Here is a 25,976-nt window from a genome sequence, read left to right on the forward strand (position 1 = left end):
CCATCCGGCCACGTAAAACCCGGATGGATGCGTATCAAAACCTAAGGGGCACACAACATGAATCCAGCAAGTCAGCCCGACACGAGCGCGCCGCAAGACGATGACGTCAAGGTGCTGCACAGCATGGGCTATGCCCAGCAGCTCTCACGACGCATGGGCGTTTTCTCCAACTTTGCCATTTCCTTTTCGATCATCTGCATCCTCTCGGGTGGTATCAACTCACTCGCCCAGGGCACCTCGGGTGCAGGCGGTGCGTCAATCGGCATTGGCTGGCCGATCGGTTGCCTGATCTCCGGGGTTTTCGCCATGGCCATGGCGCAGATTTCCTCGGCCTACCCTACCGCTGGCGGCCTCTATCACTGGGGCTCGATTCTCGGTAACCGCTTCACCGGCTGGCTGACCGCTTGGTTCAACTTGCTCGGGCTGGTCACCGTGCTAGGCGCGATCAACGTCGGTACCTATTACTTCTTTTTCGGCGCCTTCGGACCAGCGCTGGGTATGGAGGACACCACCACGGTGAGGGTGATTTTCCTGGCGATCCTGACCGGCCTCCAGGCCTTGTGTAACCACCTGGGTATCGGCCTGACCGCTAAACTCACCGACTTCTCGGGCTATCTGATCTTCGCCACGGCGCTCGCGCTGACCATCGTCTGCCTGATCTCTGCACCCAGTTATGAGTTCATCCGGTTATGGACCTTCAGCAACTATTCCGGCGAGGCTGGCGGCAGCGTTTGGCCACAGGTCTCGAACGGCTGGATTTTCATGCTCGGCCTGCTCTTGCCGATCTATACCATCACCGGCTATGACGCCTCTGCGCACACCTCGGAAGAGACCCGAAATGCCGCCATGTCGGTGCCACGCGGCATGGTCATGTCGGTGGTCTGGTCGCTGCTGTTCGGCTGGGTCATGCTCAGTTCGTTTGTGCTGATGCTGCCAAGCATGGACGAGGCGGCGAAGCATGGCTGGACCGTGTTTTTCTGGGCCATGGACACCCAGGTCAATCCGACTGTGAAGTTGGCGCTTTACGTGGCCATTTTCATCTCGCAATTTCTTTGCGGGTTGGCGACCGTGACCTCGGTCTCACGCATGATCTTCGCGTTTTCCCGTGACGGCGGCCTGCCCTTCTCCAAAGCACTGGCCTCGGTCTCGCCGACCCTACGCAGCCCGGTGGCGGCGATCTGGACCGGTGCCACGCTCGCGGTGTTGTTCGTCTGGGGATCGTCGGTGATCTCGGTCGGTGAAACGCCGGTCTATACCATCGTGGTGTCCTGCACGGTGATCTTCCTGTTCTTCTCCTTCATCATTCCCATCGTGCTGGGCCTGTTTACCTACGGGACTTCGAAGTGGCCAACCATGGGACCGTGGAACATGGGGCGCTTCTGGTACTCGGTGTTTGCCCTCCTCTCGATCCTCTCGATGGTGATCATTTTCGTCATCGGCATCCAGCCACCGAACGAATGGGCGCTGTACATCACCATCGGTTTTCTGGTGCTGACGGCAATCGTCTGGTTCGGTTTTGAAGCCCGTCGCTTCCAGGGTCCGCCGATTGGCGACATGATCGTCAAGCGTCAGGCTGAAATTGCGGCGGCTGAAGAGGCGTTGAATAAACGGGGTGGAAGTTGATTGCTGCAGTCATGAGCAAACGGTGGCGAGGGAGCCAGCTCCCTTGCCACAGCGAGCCGCGCCTACGCAGGTAGATCGATTTTATCCAACAACCGGTTCGCCGTGATCTCCGCCACCATGATGCTGTTTGAAATACCCAACAGGGCATAGCGCGACCCACCGTCCAGATGATCCACCAGCTGATGGACCATCACATCGACCGAAGCCAGCGTCTCGACCAAATAAACGGCCTGGGTTTCGGTAGTAGCCCCTGGGTCCACGGAAAACAGAGTGCGGTGGGTACGCCCGGTGGCTTTGATGTCGGCAGTCGACGGGAAGTGAAAGTCGAGGGCCCGTTCGGCGGCCTCGTTGAGTTTGTTCGAATCGGGTTCGTACGGGGACACCGGATCGGTGTCCGGTGGATTGGGCGTTACTTTGAACATAGATGCTTCCCCGTTGGCGGGGAACCTGAGAGAGCTATTGGACTCCTCGGGCGAGGGGATGATTTATCGCCACTGCTACTCGACACCGGACATCGAGAAAGCCTATGACTGATGGTCGCCGGTGTTCAGCCAGAAGACGAAAACGGAGAGCCATTGGCCCGCGCGAACCTGCAATCCCCGTCCGGGACACGCATCATCTGGTTGCCCAAGCGCTTCGGGCACTTCTCTATCGAAATCCTGGAAGACAAGGCGCTGGAGGCATTTGTCGAGGCTGCGTTTGCCTGAGTGTTGCTGCGGTGAATGTATGCTTTGGGCTGAAGTAGGTGCTGCTGGTACCATCATCCAAGAACTGACAAGCCGAGCAGAAAACATGAATCGTCGTAAAAAAATACAGCAGTTATTGAAGGCTCACGCAAAAAAGGCCAGCGCCAAATTGGCACCGTCAAGCAAGTCTAAATACATTAGTAAAGCTGACCGATTGAAACTAGCAGCTGAACCCAGTGCAGACTCGATCATTTCCCCTGAGAGCTGATTTACGCACTCAATGTCGCTCTCCTCGGTTGCTGGACGCTGCGCGATAAAGCTGGGACCGGGCCGCGCGCCCTTAAACAAACGTTAGGCACTTATCCAACCTTACCGTACGGAGCATATAAGACATGTCAAACATCGTCGCATGGACCCTGTTCGCCCTGGGCGTCCTCCATATTCCATTCGGTATTATCAAGTTCAAAACAGCATTCGCCGCCGCCGTAGGCTCTGGCTTCGTTGACCAATTCAAAGCGCACGAAGATCGGCGCACTGCTCTCTGGTTTACCATGCTGGGGCCGCTTTTTATGCTCGCAGGGCAGACAGCGATTCACGCCGTAGCCGTTGGCGATCTCGCGCTACTTAAAATGGTTGGCATCTATGTGCTTATGATCTCGATCATTTGCGTCATTGCAGTTCCAAAATCGGGGTTCTGGGCAACGCTGCTGGTTTCTCCGCTGATCATCGCGGCAGGGTATGGCTGGTAGGCCTAAAAACGCGCATAGAGTTGGACGCCACAAGAGAAACGATCGCACAAGGACGTATTGGCTTTGCTGACTGTTACATTGTTGGCCGCATGGATCCTCAACTCGCGCGAGAACGAGCCAAAGCAGACACCACCCGCCGACGGAGTAGATTCGAACTACACGTGCGCCTCCAACAAGCTCTGCGGACCTGGTACTCAGCTATGGATGAAGTGCTTCCCGGCAGAGTTCGATTCAGTTTTCCTTCAGAAATGCCGACCTTGAAAAGCCTTGATGGAAGATATGCGGTAGCGGCCTTTGATCAAATGATCGCATCCCTTCCACGACCTACTCACACCCCAGAACCTCCTGACCGCAGATGAAGTGAAATCCCATTGCCGCCGTGGAATGACCGTAAGCGTACGGGGAATACGCCTTGTGCAGGGTATGCGTGTGGTGAAGGCCGTACTCAAATTAGTGCCGTGGGCCAGTGACATGGACGTTAGCCCTAGGAGACCAATGGCGTGCACTAGAGCTGGAGATTGGTAGATCGCGTTAGCTCGGCGGCTTGCCTTATTCAGTTACCCAATTTAGTTCATGACTTAGGTCCGCCACGGTGGAAGAGCCTCTTCGAAAAGTGAAAAGGCTCGATGCAGGAAACTGTTGAAGCGAGCGGCATCACGCCGCAGCCCTGCCTGTTGACCACCAATCAGGCACAGATGGGCCACCTTACCAATCACTTCTGCTTCGCCTGGCATATGGACCAAGCGGCGGCACGTCCGTATCGCGAAGTCCAGTCGTCTTGTGTCAACACGCTGCTGAAACTCGCCTACCAACGGATCGTGCAGCGACCAGGCTCGGATGGAAACTTCCCGCCCAGGTTGTTTCTCAGCGGCAATACTCAAGTAGCGTTTCAAGGTTTCGCCCGCGCTACGACCCTGCGCCGCATAAGCGAGCATGCGCTTCGTGTAGTCTTCTTCCCAAGCGGCCAGCAAGGTGCGGACAAAGTCTTCGCGATTGCGGAAATGGTGATAGAACGATCCGCGGGTCACATTCAATCGGCGCGATAGACTCTCGGCCGAAACGCCAATATGCCCTATTTGATCGAGAGCCTCAAAACCAGCCGCGATCCAATGGTTACGAGTTAGTTTTCTCACCAGTTATTTCGCTCCATATTTAGCGCCATACAGACTGTGTATGGTGCGCAACCGATTGATACGCTGCGAACACCAGCAAAGATGGCCGTTGCGTTTTGCACGCCAGCACTTTTCATGGAGCTCGCCTTGAAGAAAATCGTTCTGGTTGCTTTCGACCAATTCACTGATATCGACCTATTCCTGATGTGGGACATTTTAGGCCGCAACACTGAGGACTGGCACGTCCGAATATTGGGTTCTAGCTCTATCGTGCGATCGGCGCACGGCCTGCCTGTTTCGGTGCATGGTCCGCTTTCCGAGGCCAATAGTGCCGACGCGGTATTGTTCGTCAGCGGCAAGGAAGGGATACCCGCTGCACTTGCCGCCCCAGATTTCCTGCCGTCGTTTGAACTTGACTCCAGACGCCAGCGAATCGGCTCCATATGCGCCGGAGCTTTCATTCTCGAACGGCTTGGGCTGCTCAGCGGCCAAGCAACTACACACCCGGATGCACGATCAAGCTTGCAAGCTCTGGGACTTGAGCCCATGGACCAGCCTCTTGTATGCCAGGGGAACGTTGCAACCGCTGGCGGATGCCTTGCGGCGCTCTATCTGGTGGGATGGTTGGTTGAATCCTGGTTCGATGTCGACAAGCGCCGTGCGACGTTGCTCCCTGTTCTGCCAGCTGGGCAGCAAGAGCTCTATGATGCCTTGATCGGGCTCAGTATCCGACAAGGAGAAGTTGACGCCTCAACAACATCCAGTTAATCCATGCTCGCTCAGCGAGGCTCTGGACCTCATCAAGGCGTGGACATTGGTTATCCGGACGGCATCGCCACGACCCATGCGAGCTCCGCTCCTGGTGCGCTACTGCGCCTGGAACCTGAAGTTGCCGTGAACCCCACACTTGAATACGTACCTGATAGCCTAAGTAGGCACGCCGCAATATGGAAAAAGAGCCGCTTGTACAGCGAGATTCCTCCACTATGCAGATACCTCGTGTGCTTGGGAATGAGCAGTGAGCGCGGTTGTCCCTGTCCGGCTTGAAAGTCGGTAACCGTCACTTCTAAGCTAGACAAGCACTTACAGGGCGACAAGGAGCGTTATACGACAAAACCATCGCAACAAGAAACGCGACATGGCATGTCGTCTAATTAGTAGTTAGAACTCAGGAGAGATCCCCGATGCCCCGAGAATTTGAGCTCATTATGTCCGTGCCAGTCCCCTCGAGGTCCGGCATCACCCACCTTTATAAGTCGATGCACCTAGCGGACGCTTTTGCGATTCGGCTCCCTGCGGGCACATCTAGCAATCCAGATTTGCTAGCTCGATTCATCCTTTCCCACCAGCCATCCTGGATCGGATGGCTCTTGAAAGTCCGAGACACTATCGTTGCCTGTTTTGGTCTCAAGACAGCCAAACATTTGGCATCACTCGCTAATCGGATTGGAGCCTTCAAGGTCTACAGCACGAACCAGACTGAAATCGTGTTGGGAGAGGACGACAAGCACCTCGACTTCCGGATATCGATCCTATGTTCTGGAGAGGCAGAGCCAGAAGGCAGTCGCCAACTCGTTTTTTCAACCGTGGTCCAGTGCCACAACCGTCTAGGCCGGGCCTACATCTTCGTTATTGCCCCATTTCACCGCTTGGTTGTTAAGGCCAACCTCCTCCGTGCAGCGCGCGTCGGTTGGCCTCTGGCTACCTGCCCCTAAGGTCCGGCACCCACTGATGCGGTAGCAGTTGCCCGATCTCACTCGCCCGCTGTGTCGGCAGCCGTGTCAGCACATCTTTTAGATAGGCATACGGATCATGCCCTTTAAGCCGTGCCGACTGGATCAAACTCATAATCGCAGCCGCACGTTTTATGATCTGGTTTAGAAACCAAAATCTTTGGAGGCATCGCATGCGCCCTTTGTGCCCAATCAAACCTCCGTCCTTCTCGACGCCATTTCCAGTCCGTCTGCCAAACAGGCTCACGCGGACCTGTCTGCGATGGGTTTTATGCCTGAGCATTGTCGTGCCCGGCATGGCCGCTGCAGAGACACGCCCCGAGAACATGGTGTATCTGCGTATGATTGATCCGGGCATTGAGCAAGACATTCGTTATGCCAGCGCTCACAACTTCACTGGGCACCCACTCGACGGTTACGACGCGGCGCAGTGTCTGTTATCGCTGGACGCCGCCAAGGCCCTCGCTCGGGTACAAACAGCGTTGCGTGCACAAGGCTACGGTTTGAAGGTGTTTGACTGTTATCGCCCCAGCCGTGCCGTTGCCGATATGGGGCGCTTCGCTTTGGTGCCGGGTGACCCACGCAAGGCCGAGTTCTATCCGCGCGTGGACAAGCAGAACTTCTGGCGCCTGGGTTACGTGGCACGGGTGTCCAACCACTCCAAAGGCTCAACCGTGGATCTGACACTGACCGGTCCCGATGCCCTGCCCGTCGATAGCTGGACGCCTTCAGCCGGGCAAGTCGATTGCACGGCCGCCTATGGCCAGCGTTGGCGCGACGGCGCGCTCGACATGGGTACCGGTTTCGATTGCTTTGATGAGCGAGCGCATACCGACAACCCGACGATCAGCGCTGCCGCCAGGGACAATCGCCAGAAGCTCAGCAGGGCCATGGAGAAAGAAGGGTTTACCGGGTACTCGAAGGAATGGTGGCACTTCACATACAGTGGGGAAGGTTCGCCGAAGAATGTCATGGACTTCCCCATCACGCCGCTCGGTACACGCGACGCTCTCGACACCGCCAATCAGCTGATCGTGGTCACCACAAAAAACTGGACTGACATCCAGGGCACGGCCCAGCGCTACGAACGGCAGGGCAACACCTTTCGAAAATACGAAACGTCGTTTCCAGTGGTGGTCGGCAAGAGCGGGCTGGCGTGGGGCAAGGGGCTTGGCAGCGTTGAGCAACGCGAAGGTCCGGTCAAAAGTGAAGGCGATGGAAAAGCGCCTGCCGGGGTATTCAAACTGGGAGCGGCTTTTGGCTACGACGGTACGGCCGACACCAAACTGCCTTACCTTGCGTTGACCTCGACCATCGAATGCGTGGATGACAGCCACTCCGCACGCTATAACGAGCTGGTTGATGGAGCGACTGTTTCGAAAGACTGGAACAGCTCCGAACGTATGCGTCGCGATGACGACCTGTATCGAAAAGGCATTTTCATCGAGCACAATACGCCAGCGTCCCCCGCCTCGGGCTCGTGCATTTTCTTTCACATCTGGCGTGGCCCCACCTCTCCGACGCTGGGCTGCACCGCCATGGATCCAGCGGATATTTCTCGCTTGTTCCATTGGCTGGATCCTCGCCAGTCCCCTCTGCTGGTTCAAATGCCCGAGGCGCAATACGAGCACTTTCACGAACGCTGGAACCTGCCCGAACGTTGATAGCGTCAGCATTGGCAGACGGTGTCTGGAAGTCCTGGCCATCGCCGAAGGAACACCCAGTGCAAATTCGTATACCCTATCTGCAATTCATTCCGAACGATCACGACCGTGGCCCTGACAAAACTCAACGCTCCCGACCTTGGCAATTCGCCTTCGACGTCGGAAATCATCACCCGTCATCTGCGTGACGCCATCGTCGCCGGGCATTTCGCCGAGGACGAGCCGATTCGCCAGGACGACATCGCCCGCCAGTTCAACGTCAGCAAGATTCCGGTGCGCGAAGCCCTCAAGCGCCTGGAGGCCGAAGGCCTGGTGATGTTCCAGCGAAATCGCGGGGCGATGGTCACCCGGGTTTCCGATGCAGAACTGGCGCAGATGTTCGAAGTGCGCATGCTGCTCGAAGACAAGGTGCTGCGCCTGGCCATTCCGAACATGACCGAAGAAACCTTCGCCCGTGCCGAGCGTATCTGCCAGGAGTTCATCGGCGAAGATGATGTGGGGCGCTGGGCCGAGCTCAACTGGGAACTGCACGCTTGCCTCTACGAGCCGGCGCAACGTCCGTTTCTGGTCGGCCTGATCCGCTCGGTCAACGACAAGCTGGAGCGCTACCTGCGCATGCAGATGAGCCTGTCGGCCGGTAAGGAACGCGCCGATCACGAACACCGGGAAATCCTTGCGGCCTGCCGTGCCGGTGACGTGGACCTGGCGGTGAAGTTGCTCGACGAGCACATTGCCGGCGTCTGCAAGACCCTGTTCGAGCACCTGCCTCACCACCACTGACAGCTCGCCGCACTGTGCCGATTTCGTCATCGACACTGAATAAAACCATCAAGCCGGCAAGCCCCCGCACAGGCCACTCTTTCGTTCACTCATCTGAACGGACGTGGCCATCCCATGAAACGCATCACCGTGATCGACTCCCACACCGGCGGCGAACCGACCCGCCTGGTGACCGCCGGTTTTCCTGACCTGGGCAGCGGCAGCATGGCCGAACGTCGACAGCGGCTGGCCGAACAGCATGATCAATGGCGCGCTGCCTGCGTGCTCGAACCACGGGGCAGTGACGTGCTGGTCGGCGCCCTGCTCTGTGAGCCGGTGGACCCGAGCGCCTGTGCCGGCGTGATTTTCTTCAACAACAGCGGTTACCTCGGCATGTGTGGCCACGGCACCATCGGCCTGGTGGCCTCACTCGCACATCTGGGCAAGATCGGCCCCGGGGTGCACAGCATCGAAACCCCGGTGGGCACGGTGCAGGCGACGCTGCACGACGACCATTCGGTGAGCGTGCGCAATGTGCCGGCGTACCGTTACCGCAAAGCGCTGGCGCTGCAGGTGCCGGGGATCGGTCAAGTGACCGGCGATGTTGCCTGGGGTGGAAACTGGTTTTTCCTGATTGCCGAGCACGGTCTGCGCATTGCCGGCGATAACCTCGATGCGCTGACCGCCTACACCTTCGCCGTGCAGCAAGCACTGGAGACTCAGGGTATTCGCGGCGAAGACGGCGGCTTGATCGACCATGTCGAGCTGTTCGCCGATGACGAGCAGGCCGACAGCCGCAACTTCGTCCTCTGCCCCGGCAAGGCCTACGACCGCTCGCCCTGCGGCACCGGCACCAGTGCCAAACTGGCGTGCCTGGCGGCCGACGACAAATTGCAGCCGGGACAGATCTGGCGTCAGGCCAGTGTCATCGGCAGCGAGTTCGAAGGTTCCTACGAACTTCAGGGTGAGCGCATCGTGCCGACCATTCGCGGTCGCGCCTTTATCAGCGCCGAAGCCAGCCTGATCATCGAACAGGACGACCCGTTCGCCTGGGGCATTCGCCCGTGAACGAGGGCCGGGTGGCCGATGTGATCGTGATCGGCGCCGGCATCATCGGCGCCGCCTGTGCCCAGGCGTTGGCAGGTCGCGGCTTGCGCGTGCTGGTGCTGGACGCCGGCCTGCCCGGCGCTACGGCGGCGGGCATGGGCCACTTGCTGGTCCTCGACGACAACCCGGCCGAACTGGCCCTCAGTCAATATTCTTTGCAACGCTGGCGCGAACTCGCGCCGACCTTGCCCGACGGCTGCGCCTACCGTTGCAATGGCACCCTCTGGCTGGCCGCCAATGCTGAAGAAATGGCCGTCGCCCACAGCAAATACCTGAATTTGCATGCCCAAGGCGTGGCCTGCGAATTGATCTCCAGCAATGCCTTGCACCAGCGCGAACCGGAACTGCGCGAGGGCCTGGAAGGCGGACTGCTGATCAATGGCGACGGCATTCTTTATGCCCCGGCGACCGCCAATTGGATGCTCGACACACCAAACATCAGCCAACGCCGGACGCGGGTCAGCGAAGTCGATGGCAACCGCGTGCGACTCGACGACGGCCACTGGCTAAGCGCCGAAGCAGTGATTCTGGCCAACGGCATCCAGGCCAACGCGCTTTGCCCCGAGCTGCCGATCGAACCGAAGAAAGGCCACTTGCTGATCACCGACCGCTACCCCGGCAAGGTCACTCACACCCTGGTGGAACTCGGTTACGTCACCAGTGCCCACAACGCCAGCGGTCCCTCGACGGCGTGCAATATCCAGCCTCGGCCGACCGGGCAATTGTTCATCGGCGCCTCGCGACAATTCGGCACCACCGACCCTCAAGTCGAGGGCTGGATGCTGGCGAAAATGCTCCGGCGTGCCACCGACTACATGCCGGGTCTGGCTCAGCTCAACGGCATCCGCGCCTGGACCGGTTTTCGCGCTGCCAGCCCCGACGGTTTACCGCTGGTGGGTCAGCACCCGCAACGCAAAGGTTTATGGCTGGCAGTCGGTCACGAGGGCCTCGGCGTGACGACCGCCCCCGGCACCGCCGACCTGCTGGTCGCGCAGCTGTTCGACGAAACGCCGCCACTGGCCGCGCACCCGTATCTGCCGCAACGTTTTCTCGGAGAGCCCGTTTATGCCTGAATTGATGCTGGACGGACGTGCCCTGCGGGTTGCCGAGGGCACCAGCGTCGCCGCTGCACTGGCCCTGAGCGGCGACGGCTGCACGCGCACATCGGTCAGTGGCCAACGCCGCGCCCCGTTATGCGGCATGGGCATTTGCCAGGAATGCCGGGTGACCATCGACGGTCGCCGGCGCCTGGCCTGCCAAACGCTGTGCCGTGACGGCATGCACGTGGAGACGCAAGCATGAGCGAATACGCCGACCTGCTGATCATCGGTGCCGGTCCCGCCGGCATGGCCGCCGCGCTCGCTGCGGCGCCAAGCGGTGCGCGCATCGTCCTGCTCGACGACAACCCGCTCCCGGGCGGGCAAATCTGGCGTGACGGGCCTCAGGCCAACCTGCCGAACCTGGCGCGTCAAATGCGCGAACGACTGGAGGCGTGCAGCAACATCCACCGCCACTCCGTCACTCGAGTGATTGCCTGCGCCGGGCCGAAACAACTGCTGGTCGAAGACGCCGATCGAGGCTGGTTGATCGGTTACGACAAACTGATTCTGTGTACCGGCGCCCGCGAGTTGCTGCTGCCCTTCCCCGGCTGGACGCTGCCCGGCGTGACTGGCGCGGGTGGCCTCCAGGCATTGATCAAAGGCGGGCTGCCGGTGCAGGACGAACGCATTGTGATTGCCGGCAGCGGACCGTTATTGCTGGCCAGCGCCGCCACCGCAAAACACAACGGCGCCCGGGTGCGGCGCATCGCCGAGCAAGCCCACGCGACCGCCGTCGCCGGTTTCGCCGCGCAACTGCCACGCTGGCCCAACAAGCTGATGCAGTCGGTCACGTTGTTCGACTGCCATTACCGTACCGGGACCTACGTACTGGCCGCCGTGGGCAATGAACGGCTGGAAGGTGTGCGCCTGCAACAGCAAGGAAAAATCGTCGAGCTGGAATGTGATCGCCTGGCCTGCGGTTTCGGTCTGATTCCCAATACCCAACTCGGCCAGGCCCTCGGCTGCGAGCTCGATGGCCCGGCGATTGCCGTCGATGCCTGGCAGACCACTCGCCGTGCCGATCACTATGCGGCGGGTGAATGCACCGGTTTCGGGGGCAGTGAACTGGCGTTGGTCGAAGGCGCAATTGCCGGTCACGCCGCGGTCGGTGACCTTGAGTCGGCCCGAGCTTTGTGGCCGCGTCGTGCGCGCTGGCACGGTTTCGCCAACGCCCTCAACAAAGCATTCGCTCTCGATCCGCAACTCAAGTCGCTGGCACAACCCGACACCTTGGTGTGCCGTTGCGAAGACGTGCCTTACGGCTTGCTTGCCGGGCACACTGACTGGCGCGAGGCCAAGCTGGCCAGTCGCTGCGGCATGGGCGCCTGCCAGGGCCGGGTGTGTGGCGGCGCGTTGCAGCACCTGTTCGGCTGGCAACCTTCGGCACCACGGCCGCCCTTCAGCCCGGCGCGGATCGAGACCTTGCTGTGCCTGGACGACACCCCGCATGCCTGAATGCCGGCCCGGGGCTTTCGGGTCCGTCGCCGAGTCTTTATGATCCGGGGCATTGCCTCCAGACGCCCAGCGCCATGTATGCCTCGCTCACTACTTTCAAACCCTGCGACCTGCCCACCCTGCTGAGCAGTCTGCAGCCGATCGCGGCGCTGCTCGACACTCTGTCGGACGTGGTGTTTTTCATCAAGGACAGCGAGGCCCGCTACGCCTTCGTCAACCAGACCCTGGCCCGGCGCTGCGGCTTCAAACACAGTGACGAGCTGCTCGGGCGCACTGCCGACAGGGTCTTTCCCGAGCGCTTCGGCCCGCTGTACACCGAGCAGGATCGGCGGGTGCTGTCCACCGGCCGCGAACTGGCCGACCAACTCGAACTGCACCTGTATTACGGTAACCAGCCAGTCTGGTGCCTGACCCACAAACTCGCGCTGCGCGACCTGCAAGGTCAGATCGTCGGCCTGGCCGGCATCTCCCGCGACCTGCAAGCGCCACAGTCCAGCCATCCGGCGTTCCAGAAACTCGCGGCGGTGGACGCGCATATCCGCAGCCATTTCGCCCGGCCGATCAGCCTCGCCGAACTGACCGCAATCGCCGGGTTTTCCGTGGCGCAACTGGAGCGCCATTGCAAACGGGTGTTCCAGCTCACCCCACGGCAGATGATTCACAAGGCGCGCCTGGAGGAAGGCTCCCGACTGTTGCTGCACACCGATCTGCCCATCACCGAGATCGCCCTGCGCTGCGGTTACACCGACCACAGTGCCTTCAGCCGGCAATTCCGCGCCTTGACCAGTCTGGCGCCGAGTCAGTATCGCGAAAGCCGTCGCTGAACCCGGGCGAGTGTTCCTTTAAGCGGCGCCCGGCGTTCCCATTGCTCCCTTCTGTAACACCGCCTGATACGACCCATAGAGGCGTTCTTCTCCTACGCCCTACTCCCACAATCTTGTAAGACCTTTAACTCAAGGCTTGGCGATTAATTCTCGCCTCTGTTCGGAAACAGGCACGCTCATTGCTAATCACATATCGTATACGAAATTCACAATACGATATCCAACAGCACTTTCCGACAACGAGGCCTCTATGAAAAACCCCGCATTTGCCGTAGCCCTCAGCGCTGTTCTCAGTACTTCCTTTATCGCCACCGCCCAGGCTGACAAGCTCGACGACATTATTGGCTCGGGCAAGCTGCGCTGCGCCGTGACCCTCGACTTCCCGCCCATGGGTTTTCGCGATGAAGGTAACAACCCCGCCGGTTTCGACGTGGACTATTGCCGCGACCTGGCGAAGATCCTCGGGGTCGACGCCGAAGTGGTTGAAACGCCCTTCCCCGATCGAATTCCGGCGCTGGTCTCCGGGCGTGCCGACGTGATCGTTGCGTCCACGTCCGATACCCTCGAACGGGCCAAAACCGTCGGCCTCACCGTGCCGTACTTCGCCTTCCAAATGGTGGTGCTGACCCGCGACAACACCGGCATCAACAGCTTCGCCGATATCAAGGGCAAAGCCCTGGGCAACACCAGTGGCACCTATGAAGCCATCGCCCTGGAAAAAGACGTGAAGAGCTGGGGCACCGGCACCTTCCGCGCTTATCAGTCGCAAAACGACACGCTGCTGGCGGTCGCCCAGGGTCACATCGACGCCACCGTGGTCACCAACACCGTGGCCGCCGCCACGATCAAGTCGGGTAAATACAAGAACCTGAAAATCGCCGGTAACGCGCCGTACACCATCGACTACGTGTCCCTGGGCGCCAAGCGCAACGAGTATGGCCTGCTCAACTACCTCAACCTGTTCGTCAATCAGCAAGTGCGCAGCGGCCGCTACAACGAGCTGTTCACCAAATGGGTCGGCACCGAGATTTCACCCACCGACCTGACCGTGCCCAAGGTCTATTACTGAGGTGTCCGGCATGCCTAGGCCAACCTCTCTGACCGGTCGCAGCCTGGTCGCCGGTGCCGCACAAGGCGCCTTGCTGTTTGCCGATGTCGGGCTGAGCTTCTGGGGCGGGGTCGACCCCTACAGCGGCGAGGTCATCGACCGTCACCACCCGCTCAGCGGCGAATACCTGGCTGGCCGGGTGCTGGCGATTCCCAGCGGCCGCGGCTCGTGCACCGGCAGCAGTGTGCTGATGGAACTGATCAGCAACGGTCATGCGCCGGCCGCACTGGTACTGGCCGAACCCGATGAGATCCTGACCCTGGGCGTGCTCGTGGCACAGACCATTTTCGAGCGTTCCCTGCCGGTGCTGTGCATCGGCCGGGAGGCCTTCGCCGCCTTGCGCGGCAAGGCCTTTGCTCGGGTCGAAGCATCAACGGTGACCGTGTTCGAACACCTGCCGGGCGATGCCTGGCAGGCACTCGACAGTCCGTTGCCGACAGCAGAAAAAAGCACCTCGATCGAACTCACCGAACTCGATCGGGCGCTGCTCGACGGCAAGCATGGCAAGGCCGCCCAAGTGGCCATGCAGATCGTCCTGCGCATGGCTGAACTGCAAGGTGCCCGCCACCTGGTGGATGTCACCCAGGCACACATCGACGGCTGCATTTATACCGGACCTGCGAGCCTGCGCTTCGCCGAACAGTTAGTGCAGTGGGGCGCAAAAGTACGGGTGCCGACCACCCTCAATTCAATTTCCGTCGACCAGCGCCGTTGGCGCGAGTTGGGCATTGATCCGGCACTCGGCGTACCGGCCAGTGCCTTGGGCGATGCGTACATGGCGATGGGCGCACAGCTGAGTTTTACCTGCGCGCCCTACCTGCTCGACAGCGCACCAAAGGCCGGCGAGCAAATCGTCTGGGCCGAATCCAACGCCGTGGTGTATGCCAACAGCGTGCTCGGCGCACGCACCCTGAAATACCCGGACTACCTGGATATCTGCATCGCCCTGACCGGCCGCGCGCCGTTGATTGGCTGCCATCTGGACGCGCAACGTAAAGCGAGACTGCAAATCGAATTGCCGGTTTTACGCGAGCTGGACGATGCCTTCTACCCGCTGCTCGGTTACCACATCGGTGCCCTGGCCGGCAGCCGGATTCCGCTGGTGCTGGGGCTGGAACACAGCAAGCCGAGCCTGGATGACCTGAAAGCCTTCGGCGCCGCTTTCGCTACTACCTCCGCGGCGCCGCTGTTCCATATCGCCGGGGTGACCCCGGAAGCATTCGACCCGACGCAGGTGCTGGAGGCGGATGCCCATGTGCCGGTGGAAAAAATCCGCCTGAAGGATTTGCTGCTCAGCTGGCGCGAACTCAACAGTGCCCGCGACAACCGGGTGGATGTGGTCTCGCTGGGCAACCCGCATTTCTCCCTCAGCGAATTCGCGCATCTGGCGCGGCTGTGTCGGGGTCGGCACAAGCACCCCGAGGTTGTGCTCGCCATTACTTGCGGTCGTGCGGTGCTGGAGCAGGCGCGCGAGGCCGGGCATATCGCGGTGATCGAAGCCTTCGGCGCGACCCTGGTCACCGATACCTGCTGGTGCATGCTCGGTGAGCCAGTGATCCCGCGGGCTGCCAAAACCTTGATGACCAACTCGGGCAAGTACGCCCATTACGCACCCGGCCTGGTGGGCCGCAAGGTGCACTTCGCCAATCTCGCCGAATGTGTCGACGCCGCCTGCAGCGCCACGGCCAGCGGTCGTTTGCCGGCCTGGCTGCAATCGGCCGCCTCACTGGAGAGCCCCGCGCATGTTTGATTACACCTTCCAATGGCGCGCGACCCTGCGCGCCCTGCCGGACATGCTCGCCGGCGCCTGGGTCACCTTCGAGACCGCCGCGCTGTCGATGATTTTCGGCGTGCTGATCGCCCTGGCCCTGACGGTGATGCGCGAAACCAAACAGCCCTTGTTGCGCGGCATCGGCAACGGCTGGGTGTCGATCGCCCGCAACACCCCGTCGCTGTTCCAGATCTATGTCCTCTACTTCGGCCTCGGCTCGCTGGATTTGCATGTCAGCTCATGGTTCGCGCTGCTGGCCGGGATCACCTTCAACAACGCCGGTTACCTGGCGGAAAACTTTCGCGGTGGCCTCAAGGCTGTGCCCGGCACACAAGTGCGCGCCGCGCGTTCGCTGGGCATGAGTGCCTTCCAGGCCTACCGGATGATCATCGTCCCGCAGCTGCTGCGGATCGTGTTCTACCCGTTGAGTAACCAGATGGTCTGGGCGGTATTGATGACGTCGCTAGGGGTGATCGTCGGGCTGAACAATGACCTCACCGGCGTGACTCAGGATTACAACGTCAAGACGTTCCGCACCTTCGAATATTTCGCCATCGCCGCGGCGCTGTATTACCTGATCGCCAAGGCGATCGTCGCCGTCGCCCGGCTGATGGCCTGGCGACTGTTCCGTTACTGAGGAGGTGACCATGTTGACCACCAGTTTTTCCTGGAATGACCTGTTGTTCTTGCTTGATGGCGCCTGGGTCACTCTGAAACTCACGTTTTGGTCGATCATCCTCGGCTCCTTCGCCGGGCTGCTGTTCGGTTTGCTGCGGGCGCTGTTGCCGCGCGCCAGCCTGCCACTGGCCTGGGTGCTGGACGTGTTTCGCAGCGTGCCGTTGCTGATCCAGTTTGTGTTGTTCAACTCGCTGAAAAGCATCGTCGGCTTGAACATCAGCGCCTTCAGCGTTGGTTGCATTGTGCTCGGGGTCTACGCCGCCGCGTACTTCACCGAAATCGTGCGCAGCGGCGTGCTTTCGGTGCCGTTCACCGTGCGCCGTGCCAGTCGTTCACTGGGCCTGAGTTTCCTGCAGGACCTACGCTGGATCGTCCTGCCGATGGCCACGCGGGTAGCCTTTCCCGGCTGGCTGAACCTGGTCCTCAGTGTGATGAAAGACACCGCGCTGGTGATGTGGATCGGCATCGTCGAACTGCTGCGCGCCTCGCAAACCATCGTGACCCGCATTCAGGAGCCGCTGCTGGTGCTGTGCATCGCGGGCCTCATCTACTACGTCATGAGCCTGGTGGTCGCTCGCCTGGGCGCTCGTCTGGAAAGAAGGTGGCAAGAAAATGATTGAGATCGACAACGTACACAAATCCTTCGGCGACCTCGAAGTGGTCAAGGGCGTGAACCTGACGGTGAACAAGGGCGAGGTGGTGTCGATCATCGGCGGCTCCGGCTCGGGCAAATCGACCCTGCTGATGTGCATCAACGGCCTGGAGCCGATCCAGAAAGGCAACATCCGCGTCGACGGTGTCGAGGTCCATCACAGCGCCACCGACCTCAACCGTCTGCGGCAGAAGATCGGCATCGTCTTCCAGCAATGGAATGCGTTCCCGCACCTGACCGTGCTGGAAAACGTGATGCTGGCGCCGCGCAAAGTGCTGGGCAAGAGCAAGGCTGAAGCCGAGGAACTCGCGGTTAAACAACTGACCCATGTCGGTCTGGGCGACAAGCTCAAGGCCTTTCCCGGCAAGCTCTCCGGCGGCCAGCAGCAGCGCATGGCGATCGCCCGCGCCCTGGCCATGTCGCCGGACTACATGCTGTTCGACGAAGCCACCTCGGCCCTCGATCCGCAGCTGGTGGGCGAGGTGCTGGACACCATGCGCATGCTTGCCGAAGACGGCATGACCATGGTCCTGGTGACTCATGAAATCCGCTTCGCCCGGGATGTGTCTGATCGTGTGGCGTTTTTTCGCAATGGGCTGGTGCATGAGATTGGTTCTCCGGATCAGGTGATTGGTAATCCGGTGCATGCGGAAACTGCGGCGTTTCTGAAATCAGTGAAATAACTAATGGCCCCATCGCGAGCAAGCTCGCTCCCACAGGGTTTGGTGGTGTACACAAAATCGATGGCCAGCACTGATCAATGTGGGAGCGAGCTTGCTCGCGATGAGGCACTAACAGACAAAACAAGGAGCAAACCATGCGCTCATCGAAAGTCATCCATGTAGTCAGCTGCCACGCCGAAGGCGAAGTCGGCGACGTGATCGTCGGCGGCGTAGCACCACCGCCCGGGGCTACGGTATGGGAACAGTCGCGCTGGATTGCCAAGGACCAGACCCTGCGCAACTTCGTCCTAAACGAACCGCGCGGCGGCGTGTTCCGTCACGTCAACCTGCTGGTGCCGGCCAAGGATCCTCGGGCGCAGATGGCCTGGATCATCATGGAACCGGCCGACACCCCGCCGATGTCCGGTTCCAACTCGCTGTGCGTGGCCACCGTGTTGCTCGACAGCGGCATCCTGCCGATGACCGAACCGCAAACCCGGCTAGTGCTCGAAGCCCCAGGCGGGCTGATCGAAGCGGTGGCCGACTGCCGTGACGGCAAGGTCGAACGGGTGGAAATCAAGAACGTGCCCTCCTTCGCTGACCGCCTCGACGCCTGGATCGAAGTCGAAGGCCTCGGCTCGTTGCAGGTCGACACCGCGTACGGCGGCGACAGTTTTGTGATCGCCGATGCCAAGAGCCTGGGCTTTTCCATTCGTCCTGATGAGGCGGCCGAACTGGTCGAGGTCGGGCTGAAAATCACCCGTGCGGCGAATGAACAACTGGGCTTTGTCCATCCGCTGAACCCCGAGTGGTCGCACATTTCCTTCTGCCAGATCGCTGCGCCCATCGTCGTTGAAAATGGCATCGCTACCGGCGCCAATGCGGTGGTGATTCAACCCGGCAAGATCGACCGTTCACCGACCGGCACTGGGTGCTCGGCGCGCATGGCGGTGCTGCAGGCCAAGGGCTTGATGCAGGTCGGCGAGCGTTTTATCGGCCGTTCGATCATCGGTTCCGAGTTCCACTGCCGCATCGATTCGTTGACGGAAGTGGCTGGACGCCCAGCAATTTACCCGTGCATTTCCGGCCGGGCCTGGATTACCGGCACTCATCAATTGCTGCTCGATCCGAGTGATCCGTGGCCACAAGGCTATCGACTCTCTGACACTTGGCCTGGGGCCTGAGCACAGCCTTACAAACCCTCACCCAAATCTCTGACCAACGGCTAGCAAAAACCCCTCGTAACTGAAAAAAGCACTGGCCGAGTCTTTTCACATGCAATATCGTATACGAAATACAATAAATGAACCGGAGGCAACAATGAGCAAGCGCATTAACTGGAGTGGCGTCTTCCCCGCGGTGACCACTCAATTCAACGACGACTTCTCCATCAACCTGGAAAAAACCCACCAGGTGATTTCCAACGTGATCCGTGACGGCGTATCGGGCCTGGTTGTGTGCGGTTCGGTGGGGGAAAACACCTCGCTGACCGCCGAAGAAAAAATCGCCGTGACTGAAGTCGCGGTCGACGCTTCCCGCGGTCGGGTGCCGGTGATCTGCGGTGTGGCCGAATTCACCAGCGTGCAAGCGGCCAAGGTCGCCAATGCCGTGCGCCGGGTTGGTGTTGACGGGGTCATGCTGATGCCGGCGCTGGTCTACGGCTCCAAGCCGTTCGAGACCGCCGAGCACTACCGCTACGTGGCGAAGAATGCCGACGTACCGCTGATGGTTTACAACAACCCGCCGATCTACAAAAACGACGTCACCCCGGACATCCTGATTTCCCTGGCCGACTGCGACAACGTGGTGTGCTTCAAGGATTCCTCCGGCGACACCCGTCGCTTCATCGACGTGCGCAATGAAGTGGGCGATCGTTTTGTGCTGTTCGCCGGCCTTGATGACGTGGTGCTGGAAAGCATCGCGGTGGGGGCCGAAGGCTGGGTCTCGGGCATGTCCAACGTGTTCCCGAAAGAAGGTGAAACCATCTTCCGCCTGGCCAAGGCCGGTCGCTTCGCCGAAGCCATGCCGATCTACGAATGGCTGATGCCGATCCTGCACCTCGACGCCCGTGCCGACCTGGTGCAGTGCATCAAGCTGTGCGAAGCCATCGCCGGTCGCGGCAGCGCCCTGACCCGTCCGCCACGCCTGGCCCTGCCGGAAGCCGATCGGGTTTTCGTCGAGCAGATCATGGCCAAGGCCCTGGCCAATCGTCCGGAACTGCCGGACGTCGGTCTCTGAGTGATTGCCGGGCGGGCCCCTTGCGGACCCGGCCCGGCTACCTGTCTTTGCGCCTCTACAGGAAACGTCAGCATGCCCAATCCTCACAGCACCGCCCGCGCAACCACACCTTCGGGACTCAAGCGTGTCGTGGCCGCCGCCATGGCCGGCACGGTCGCCGAATGGTATGAATTCTTTCTCTACGGCACCGCCTCGGCACTGGTCTTCGGCCAGCTGTTCTTTCGCCAGACCGACAGCCCGATCGACGGCATCCTCGCCGCCTTCGCCCTGTATGCGGTCGGCTTCCTCGCCCGCCCGCTGGGTGGTTTGGTGTTCGGTCACTACGGTGACAAGTTCGGCCGCAAACGCTTGCTGCAACTGAGCCTGGTGGTGGTCGGCATCACCACGTTCCTGATGGGTTGCCTGCCCGGCTTCGACCAGATCGGCTATGCCGCGCCTGTGTTACTGGTGCTGCTGCGGCTGATCCAGGGTTTCGCCTTCGGTGGTGAATGGGGCGGTGCGATTCTGCTGGTGTCCGAACACTGTCCGGACAATCGCCGAGGCTTCTGGGCCAGCTGGCCGCAAGCCGGTGTGCCGGCCGGTAACCTGGTGGCGACCGTCGCGTTGCTGCTGTTGTCGTCGAACCTGTCGGAGGAGCAGTTCCTCGCGTGGGGCTGGCGCGTAGCGTTCTGGTTCTCGGCGGTGGTGGTGCTGATCGGCTACTGGATTCGCACCAGCGTCGATGACGCGCCGATCTTCAAGGAAGCCCAGGCTCGTCAGGCGCAAAACAAGCAACAACAGCTGGGCGTGGTCGAAGTGCTGCGTCATCACTGGCGTGCAGTGCTGGTCGGTATCGGCGCGCGGTTTGCCGAGAACATCCTTTACTACACCGTCGTGACCTTTTCGATTACCTACCTGAAACTGGTCGTGCATAAGGACACTTCAGAGATTCTGTTCCTGATGTTTGGCGCGCACCTGCTTCACTTCTTCATGATCCCGCTGATGGGTTATCTGTCCGACCTGGTCGGGCGCAAACCGGTGTACCTGACGGGTGCGATCCTCACCGCATTCTGGGGCTTCATCGGCTTCCCGATGATGGACACCGGCAACAACTGGCTGATCATCGGCGCTATTACTCTGGGCCTGGCGATCGAGTCGATGACCTACGCGCCCTACTCGGCGCTGATGGCCGAAATGTTCCCGACCCACGTGCGCTACACCGCGTTGTCCCTGTGCTACCAGGTGGCACCGATCTTCGCCGGCTCGTTGGCGCCGCTGATTGCCCTCACCCTGCTCAACAAGTATCACAGCTCGACACCGATCGCCTGGTACTTGGTCGGCGCTGCGCTGATCTCCATCGTCGCCGTCGGCCTGACCCGGGAAACCCGGGGTAAGTCGCTGCACCTGGTGGATAGCGAATCCGCTGCGCGCATCGCCGCTCTGGACACCGCCGAACCCGCCAGCGCACGCCGGGGTGATTCGTTGGCCTGAGACGCCCCCGCACCGCTCGCTCCAAAAGGACCCGGCCCCAACCTTTTCGACAGGAGTTTTTCATGCCCCACATCATCGGCCACAACTACATCGGCGGTGCGCGCAGTGCCGCCGGCAACATCACCGTGCAAAGCCATGACGCCAGCACCGGTGAAGCGTTGCCCTATGCGTTCGCTCAAGCCACCGTTGAAGAAGTCGACGCCGCTGCCCAAGCCGCGGCTGCCGCCTACCCGGCCTTCCGCAACTTGCCGGCGAGCCGGCGTGCGGAGTTTCTCGAGGCCATCGCCGCACAACTCGATGCACTGGACGATGAGTTCGTTGCTCTGGTCACCCGCGAGACGGCGCTGCCGACCGGGCGTATCCAGGGTGAGCGCGGTCGCACCAGCGGTCAGATGCGCCTGTTCGCTCAGGTCCTGCGCCGTGGCGATTTCTATGGCGCGCGCATCGACCGCGCCTTGCCCGACCGTCAGCCGCTGCCACGGGTCGATCTGCGTCAGTACCGGATCGGCGTCGGCCCGGTCGCGGTGTTCGGTGCGAGCAACTTCCCGCTGGCGTTCTCCACCGCCGGTGGCGACACCGCTGCTGCCCTGGCCGCCGGTTGCCCGGTGGTGTTCAAGGCTCACAGCGGGCATATGGCGACTGCCGAACTCGTGGCCGATGCGATCATCCGCGCCGCCGAGCAAACCGGCATGCCCAAGGGTGTGTTCAACATGATCTACGGCGCGGGTGTCGGCGAAGCGCTGGTCAAGCATCCGGCGATCCAGGCGGTCGGCTTCACCGGTTCGCTCAAGGGCGGTCGCGCCCTCTGCGACATGGCCGCCGCACGGCCTCAGCCAATTCCGGTGTTCGCCGAAATGAGCAGCATCAATCCAGTGCTGGTACTGCCCGAAGCCCTGCAACTGAGGGGCGAGAAAATCGCCAGCGAACTTGCCGCGTCTGCGGTGCTCGGCTGCGGCCAGTTCTGCACCAACCCCGGATTGGTGATCGGCATTCGCTCCCCCGAGTTCAGCGCATTTGTTGAATCGCTCAGCGCGGTAATGGCCGACCAGCCGGGGCAAACCATGCTCAACGCCGGCACGTTAACCAGTTACGCCAAGGGCGTGCAGGCGCTGCGGGCGCATCCGCACATCAGCCACCTGGCCGGCCGCGAACAACAGGACAAGCAGGCCCAGCCGCAGCTGTTCAAGGCCGACGTCAGCCTGCTGATCAACGGCGACCCGCTACTGCAGGAGGAAGTGTTCGGCCCCACCACGGTGCTGGTGGAAGTGGCCGACAAGGCCGAACTGCAACGGGCATTGCAGAGTTTGCACGGTCAACTTACAGCCACCCTGATTGCCGAAGCCGGTGACCTGCAAACCCATGGCGAACTGCTGCCGCTGCTTGAACAGAAAGTCGGTCGGGTACTGTTCAACGGCTACCCGACCGGTGTCGAAGTCTGCGATGCGATGGTGCATGGCGGACCCTATCCGGCCACCTCCGATGCCCGTGGCACCTCGGTCGGCAGCCTGGCTATCGAGCGTTTCCTGCGTCCGGTGTGCTACCAGAACTGCCCGGATTCGCTCTTGCCCGATGCGCTGAAAAACGCCAATCCGCTGGGCATCGCCCGTCTGGTCGATGGTACCAGCCATCGCGAACCGGTTTAAAAAACACTCAAATGTGCAGCGAAATCCTGTGGGAGCGAGCTTGCTCGCGATGGGGCCATAACATTCAGCATTTATGTCGACTGTTACACCGCTATCGCGAGCAAGCTCGCTCCCACAGGAGGGTTGGCCACCCCCACTTCTTCAGCCCAGCAGTGCCTGCAAGTCGTTGTACAAGGCTTCGGGAATCTGCACGCCCTCCACCAAACTGCGTGCTCGCGCCTCATAACGTCGTTGCGACGGCAAGCGTGCGCCCTGCCCTTGTATGCTCTGGAACATGACTTCGGCACGGGCCAGGTGCTGCTCGGTGGCCTCACCGAGAAAGCGTCGCGGATCGAGGGCGATGATCAGCTCGCCGTGGTACGGCGACGACTTGCTGCCTGCGTCGTACGCCAGCGATTCAGCACTGGTCAGGTCACCAATCAACGGCCCGGCGATCAACTCCACCATGGCGGCCAGCGCCGAGCCCTTGTGCCCACCGAACGTCAGCATCGCGCCGGCATCGAGCACCACGTTCGCATCGGTACTCGGCTGCCCGTCTGCATCCACACCCCAACCTTCAGGAATCGCTTTGCCGGCGCGCCGATGCAACTCGATCTCGCCACGGGCAATCGCACTGGTGGCGAAGTCAAACACAAACGGATCCTTGCCCGAACGCGGCCAGCCGAATGCGATGGGATTAGTCCCAAACACCGGCTGACTGCCCCCCGCCGGTGCGACCCAGGCATGGCTGGGATTACACGCCAGCGCCACCAGGCCGGCAGCGGTCAGCTGCTCGATCTCGACCCACAGGGCGGAAAAATGCACACAGCGATTGATCGCCAAGGCCGCAATCCCGTTTGCCTGGGTTTTCTCCTCCAGCAATGGCAGACCCGCCTGAAACGCCAACTGGGAGAAACCACCCGCCGCATCGACCCGCACGATCGAAGGGGCCTGGTCGATCACCCGTGGCTCGGCATCGGCCACCACCTTGCCGGCCCGGAGCGAATTGACGCACCCCAATACCCGATACAAACCGTGGGAGGCGCAGCCATCGCGCTCGCCGGCAATCACCGTGGCGGCCACCGCCTGAGCGTGGGCAAGGTTGAAACCGTTGTGCAGCAAGATCGATTCGGCCAGCTCGCGAGCTTCGGCCAGGGACAGTCGTTTCATCATCAACTCCTTGGACAGACCGCCCAGACTGGCCCATTCCAGACGCCACGGCTTGATCGCTTTAGGCCCGGTCGACGACGAATTCGGCATATCCCGGCAACACGGCCGCTCGTCGGCTGGACCTCACACCACCCCTTGACACCGATTGAGCTCTGCGCGAGTATTATTTACATCGCGTACGATACAAACGTATACGACAGACAAATACCACTTATTGAAACGTTGAGGATTCATTCCATGAGCAAGATCGAAAAAGTACTGTTTACCGGCAAAACCCACACCACGTTCAGCGATGCGACCCGTGCCCACGGCAACCTCGACATCGAGCTGTCGTCGCCAGGTAACGCAAAACCGGCCCACGTGTTCGCAGCCACCCAAGCGCACCCGTCCGCCGAGCAACTGTTCGCCGGTGCATGGTCGGCCTGCTACATCTCCGCCATCGAACAGATAGCCAAGGCGAAAAAAGTGGCGCTGCCGGCCGATGTGTCCGTCGACATCGAGGTCGATCTGGGCCAGACCGGTCAGGCTTACTTCCTTCAGGCTCGATTCTTTGTCCGCTTGCCGGGCGTGGCACACGACGTCGCAACCGCACTGGCGCACGCCGCTCACGAACTCTGCCCGTACTCGAAAGCGACGCTGGGCAACATCGACGTGGCGGTGAACGTCCTGACGGCGTGAAGATCGCTTTAACCCATCAATTATGTCGCATGCGATATAAGCGCATACGAAAACAATAGAAACTCAGGAAATCATCATGAGCAAGATCGAAAAAGTACTGGCCACCGGCAAAACCCACACCACCGTCAGCGACGCTGGCAACACCTCGCGCGGCCATGACGGCAGCCTCGACATCACCCTGTCGACGCCTGGCAACGCCAAGCCCGCCCACGTGTTTGCAGCCACCCAGCCGCACCCGACTGCCGAGCAACTGTTCGCCGGCGCCTGGTCGGCCTGCTACACCGCCGCCGTCGGGCTGGTGGCCGGTGAGATGAACGTGGTGTTGCCGTCGGATTTGTCCGTCGACATCGAAGTCGATCTGGGTCAGACCGGTCCGGCCTACTTCCTTCAGGCTCGATTGACCCTGCGCGTACCGGGCTTGTCGGACGATATCGCGACGACACTGGCGCACACCGCCGATCAAATCTGCCCGTACTCGAAAGCGACGCGGGGTAACATTGACGTGGCCCTGAACGTCCTCACGGCTTGACGCACCGCGCGGCGTTGCTATCGATCGGCATTGTCGATAAGCCACATATATCGCATACGCTTTAAGCGCATACGTATTACAAACCCAACACAACGTTGAGGACTCAACCATGAACAAGATCGAAAAAGTCCTGGCCACAGGCAAAACCCACACGACGTTCAGCGACGGTGACAACTCTTCCTGCGGCCTCGCCATCCAGCTCTCGTCGCCTGGAAACCCTAGACTGGCACACGAGTTCGCAGCCATTGTGCCGCACCCAACGGCAGAGCAGTTTTTCGCCGGCGCATGGTCGGCCTGCTACACCGCTGCCGTCGAGCTGGCGGCGAAAAATATGAAGGTGACGCTGCCGCCCAATCTGGCCGTTGATATTGAGGTCGATCTGGGCCAGACCGGTCCGGCCTACTTCCTCCAGGCCCGGCTGAATCTTCGCGTGCCAGGCTTGGCACAAGACGTCGCGACGGAGCTGGCGCACGCCGCAGACCAAATCTGCCCGTACTCGAAGGCAACGCGCGGCAATATCGACGTTGTCATCAACGCCCTGACCGCATGATGCACCGTACGACCGGTTCGACTTTCGCCGTCGAAC

Annotated in this window: 27 protein-coding genes and 3 pseudogenes; 26 read left to right on the top strand and 4 right to left on the bottom strand. The window is 60.8% G+C overall.

Features of this window, described 5'->3' with window-relative positions:
- Window positions 1-57: 57 nt before the first annotated feature.
- A complete protein-coding gene (locus tag CUN63_RS31350; protein WP_129444993.1) occupies window positions 58-1,623 on the top strand; it encodes an amino acid permease in 1,566 nt (521 codons plus the stop codon).
- A 62-nt stretch (window positions 1,624-1,685) separates the two neighbouring features.
- On the opposite strand, the gene CUN63_RS31355 is transcribed toward CUN63_RS31350, so the two are convergent.
- Window positions 1,686-2,045, bottom strand: a complete 360-nt coding sequence (locus CUN63_RS31355) for a DUF6124 family protein (protein WP_129444994.1) — start codon at window positions 2,043-2,045, stop codon at window positions 1,686-1,688.
- Between the two features lie 10 nt (window positions 2,046-2,055).
- Between CUN63_RS31355 and CUN63_RS31360 the strand changes: the two are divergent.
- From CUN63_RS31360 to CUN63_RS32505, 4 genes and pseudogenes are all read left to right on the top strand, one after another.
- Window positions 2,056-2,330 (top strand): annotated as a pseudogene (locus tag CUN63_RS31360) (methylmalonyl-CoA epimerase); the annotation flags it as partial.
- A gap of 85 nt (window positions 2,331-2,415) precedes the next feature.
- Window positions 2,416-2,577 (top strand): DUF2986 domain-containing protein, encoded by a 162-nt coding sequence (locus tag CUN63_RS31365; RefSeq protein ID WP_129445197.1) that lies wholly within the window; start codon window positions 2,416-2,418, stop codon window positions 2,575-2,577.
- A 124-nt stretch (window positions 2,578-2,701) separates the two neighbouring features.
- The gene (locus tag CUN63_RS31370; protein WP_129444995.1) at window positions 2,702-3,058 is read left to right on the top strand and encodes a DUF6463 family protein; all 357 of its coding nucleotides are present in this window, start codon (window positions 2,702-2,704) and stop codon (window positions 3,056-3,058) included.
- 11 nt (window positions 3,059-3,069) lie between these two features.
- A pseudogene (locus CUN63_RS32505) lies at window positions 3,070-3,417 on the top strand (hypothetical protein); the annotation flags it as partial.
- Window positions 3,418-3,636: 219 nt separating this feature from the next.
- On the opposite strand, the gene CUN63_RS31380 reads toward CUN63_RS32505, so the two are convergent.
- Complete coding sequence (locus tag CUN63_RS31380; protein WP_129444996.1) at window positions 3,637-4,191, bottom strand: TetR/AcrR family transcriptional regulator; 555 nt, start codon at window positions 4,189-4,191, stop codon at window positions 3,637-3,639.
- Between the two features lie 126 nt (window positions 4,192-4,317).
- Between CUN63_RS31380 and CUN63_RS31385 the strand changes: the two genes are divergently transcribed.
- Complete coding sequence (locus CUN63_RS31385) at window positions 4,318-4,938, top strand: DJ-1/PfpI family protein (RefSeq protein ID WP_129444997.1); 621 nt, start codon at window positions 4,318-4,320, stop codon at window positions 4,936-4,938.
- A gap of 416 nt (window positions 4,939-5,354) precedes the next feature.
- Complete coding sequence (locus CUN63_RS31390; RefSeq protein ID WP_129444998.1) at window positions 5,355-5,885, top strand: DUF2867 domain-containing protein; 531 nt, start codon at window positions 5,355-5,357, stop codon at window positions 5,883-5,885.
- Here the strand turns inward: CUN63_RS31390 and CUN63_RS31395 are convergent.
- Window positions 5,872-6,036, bottom strand: a pseudogene (locus CUN63_RS31395) (transposase domain-containing protein); the annotation flags it as partial. The gene CUN63_RS31390 and the pseudogene CUN63_RS31395 sit on opposite strands and share 14 nt — an antisense overlap.
- 163 nt (window positions 6,037-6,199) lie before the next feature.
- Between CUN63_RS31395 and CUN63_RS31400 the strand changes: the two are divergent.
- From CUN63_RS31400 to CUN63_RS31475, 16 genes are all read left to right on the top strand, one after another.
- Window positions 6,200-7,567, top strand: a complete 1,368-nt coding sequence (locus CUN63_RS31400; RefSeq protein ID WP_256657636.1) for a M15 family metallopeptidase — start codon at window positions 6,200-6,202, stop codon at window positions 7,565-7,567.
- A gap of 108 nt (window positions 7,568-7,675) precedes the next feature.
- The gene (locus CUN63_RS31405; protein WP_174553771.1) at window positions 7,676-8,347 is read left to right on the top strand and encodes a GntR family transcriptional regulator; all 672 of its coding nucleotides are present in this window, start codon (window positions 7,676-7,678) and stop codon (window positions 8,345-8,347) included.
- A 114-nt stretch (window positions 8,348-8,461) separates the two neighbouring features.
- Complete coding sequence (locus tag CUN63_RS31410; RefSeq protein ID WP_129444999.1) at window positions 8,462-9,394, top strand: 4-hydroxyproline epimerase; 933 nt, start codon at window positions 8,462-8,464, stop codon at window positions 9,392-9,394.
- Entirely contained in the window at window positions 9,391-10,506 is a 1,116-nt protein-coding gene (locus CUN63_RS31415; RefSeq protein ID WP_129445000.1) for an FAD-binding oxidoreductase, read from the top strand. Before CUN63_RS31410 ends, CUN63_RS31415 begins: the two co-directional genes overlap by 4 nt.
- A complete protein-coding gene (locus tag CUN63_RS31420; protein WP_008157207.1) occupies window positions 10,499-10,735 on the top strand; it encodes a (2Fe-2S)-binding protein in 237 nt (78 codons plus the stop codon). The genes CUN63_RS31415 and CUN63_RS31420 overlap by 8 nt, the downstream gene beginning before the upstream one ends.
- A complete protein-coding gene (locus CUN63_RS31425; RefSeq protein WP_129445001.1) occupies window positions 10,732-11,988 on the top strand; it encodes an FAD/NAD(P)-binding oxidoreductase in 1,257 nt (418 codons plus the stop codon). Before CUN63_RS31420 ends, CUN63_RS31425 begins: the two co-directional genes overlap by 4 nt.
- 74 nt (window positions 11,989-12,062) lie before the next feature.
- Window positions 12,063-12,812: an AraC family transcriptional regulator gene (locus CUN63_RS31430; protein ID WP_129445002.1), complete on the top strand. Its 750-nt coding sequence runs from the start codon at window positions 12,063-12,065 to the stop codon at window positions 12,810-12,812.
- A 250-nt stretch (window positions 12,813-13,062) separates the two neighbouring features.
- The gene (locus CUN63_RS31435; RefSeq protein ID WP_095132633.1) at window positions 13,063-13,881 is read left to right on the top strand and encodes a transporter substrate-binding domain-containing protein; all 819 of its coding nucleotides are present in this window, start codon (window positions 13,063-13,065) and stop codon (window positions 13,879-13,881) included.
- A 10-nt stretch (window positions 13,882-13,891) separates the two neighbouring features.
- A complete protein-coding gene (locus tag CUN63_RS31440; protein WP_129445003.1) occupies window positions 13,892-15,670 on the top strand; it encodes an aconitase X in 1,779 nt (592 codons plus the stop codon).
- Complete coding sequence (locus tag CUN63_RS31445) at window positions 15,663-16,328, top strand: amino acid ABC transporter permease (RefSeq protein ID WP_008157202.1); 666 nt, start codon at window positions 15,663-15,665, stop codon at window positions 16,326-16,328. The genes CUN63_RS31440 and CUN63_RS31445 overlap by 8 nt, the downstream gene beginning before the upstream one ends.
- A 10-nt stretch (window positions 16,329-16,338) precedes the next feature.
- Window positions 16,339-16,989 (top strand): amino acid ABC transporter permease, encoded by a 651-nt coding sequence (locus CUN63_RS31450; RefSeq protein WP_008157201.1) that lies wholly within the window; start codon window positions 16,339-16,341, stop codon window positions 16,987-16,989.
- Entirely contained in the window at window positions 16,982-17,704 is a 723-nt protein-coding gene (locus tag CUN63_RS31455) for an amino acid ABC transporter ATP-binding protein (RefSeq protein WP_129445004.1), read from the top strand. The genes CUN63_RS31450 and CUN63_RS31455 overlap by 8 nt, the downstream gene beginning before the upstream one ends.
- A gap of 134 nt (window positions 17,705-17,838) precedes the next feature.
- Entirely contained in the window at window positions 17,839-18,867 is a 1,029-nt protein-coding gene (locus tag CUN63_RS31460) for a proline racemase family protein (protein WP_129445005.1), read from the top strand.
- Window positions 18,868-19,003: 136 nt separating this feature from the next.
- A complete protein-coding gene (locus CUN63_RS31465) occupies window positions 19,004-19,921 on the top strand; it encodes a dihydrodipicolinate synthase family protein (protein ID WP_007903713.1) in 918 nt (305 codons plus the stop codon).
- Window positions 19,922-19,993: 72 nt separating this feature from the next.
- Window positions 19,994-21,391 carry a fosfomycin efflux MFS transporter AbaF gene (gene abaF / locus CUN63_RS31470; protein ID WP_129445006.1) on the top strand — a complete coding sequence of 466 codons (1,398 nt, stop codon included), beginning with the start codon at window positions 19,994-19,996 and terminating at the stop codon, window positions 21,389-21,391.
- A 62-nt stretch (window positions 21,392-21,453) separates the two neighbouring features.
- Window positions 21,454-23,034 (top strand): aldehyde dehydrogenase (NADP(+)), encoded by a 1,581-nt coding sequence (locus CUN63_RS31475; RefSeq protein WP_129445007.1) that lies wholly within the window; start codon window positions 21,454-21,456, stop codon window positions 23,032-23,034.
- Between the two features lie 141 nt (window positions 23,035-23,175).
- On the opposite strand, the gene CUN63_RS31480 is transcribed toward CUN63_RS31475, so the two are convergent.
- Complete coding sequence (locus tag CUN63_RS31480; protein ID WP_129445199.1) at window positions 23,176-24,183, bottom strand: Ldh family oxidoreductase; 1,008 nt, start codon at window positions 24,181-24,183, stop codon at window positions 23,176-23,178.
- Between the two features lie 237 nt (window positions 24,184-24,420).
- Between CUN63_RS31480 and CUN63_RS31485 the strand changes: the two genes are divergently transcribed.
- The 3 genes from CUN63_RS31485 to CUN63_RS31495 all read left to right on the top strand — a co-directional run bounded on the left by CUN63_RS31485 (window position 24,421) and on the right by CUN63_RS31495 (window position 25,940).
- On the top strand, window positions 24,421-24,861 hold the full coding sequence (locus CUN63_RS31485; RefSeq protein ID WP_129445008.1) for an Ohr family peroxiredoxin: 441 nt from the start codon (window positions 24,421-24,423) through the stop codon (window positions 24,859-24,861).
- Between the two features lie 76 nt (window positions 24,862-24,937).
- Complete coding sequence (locus CUN63_RS31490) at window positions 24,938-25,390, top strand: Ohr family peroxiredoxin (RefSeq protein WP_129445009.1); 453 nt, start codon at window positions 24,938-24,940, stop codon at window positions 25,388-25,390.
- A 109-nt stretch (window positions 25,391-25,499) separates the two neighbouring features.
- On the top strand, window positions 25,500-25,940 hold the full coding sequence (locus tag CUN63_RS31495) for an Ohr family peroxiredoxin (protein WP_129445010.1): 441 nt from the start codon (window positions 25,500-25,502) through the stop codon (window positions 25,938-25,940).
- Window positions 25,941-25,976: the final 36 nt, after the last annotated feature.

This window comes from Pseudomonas sp. ACM7, assembly GCF_004136015.1.
GTDB classification, from domain to species: Bacteria; Pseudomonadota; Gammaproteobacteria; order Pseudomonadales; family Pseudomonadaceae; genus Aquipseudomonas; species Aquipseudomonas frigoris.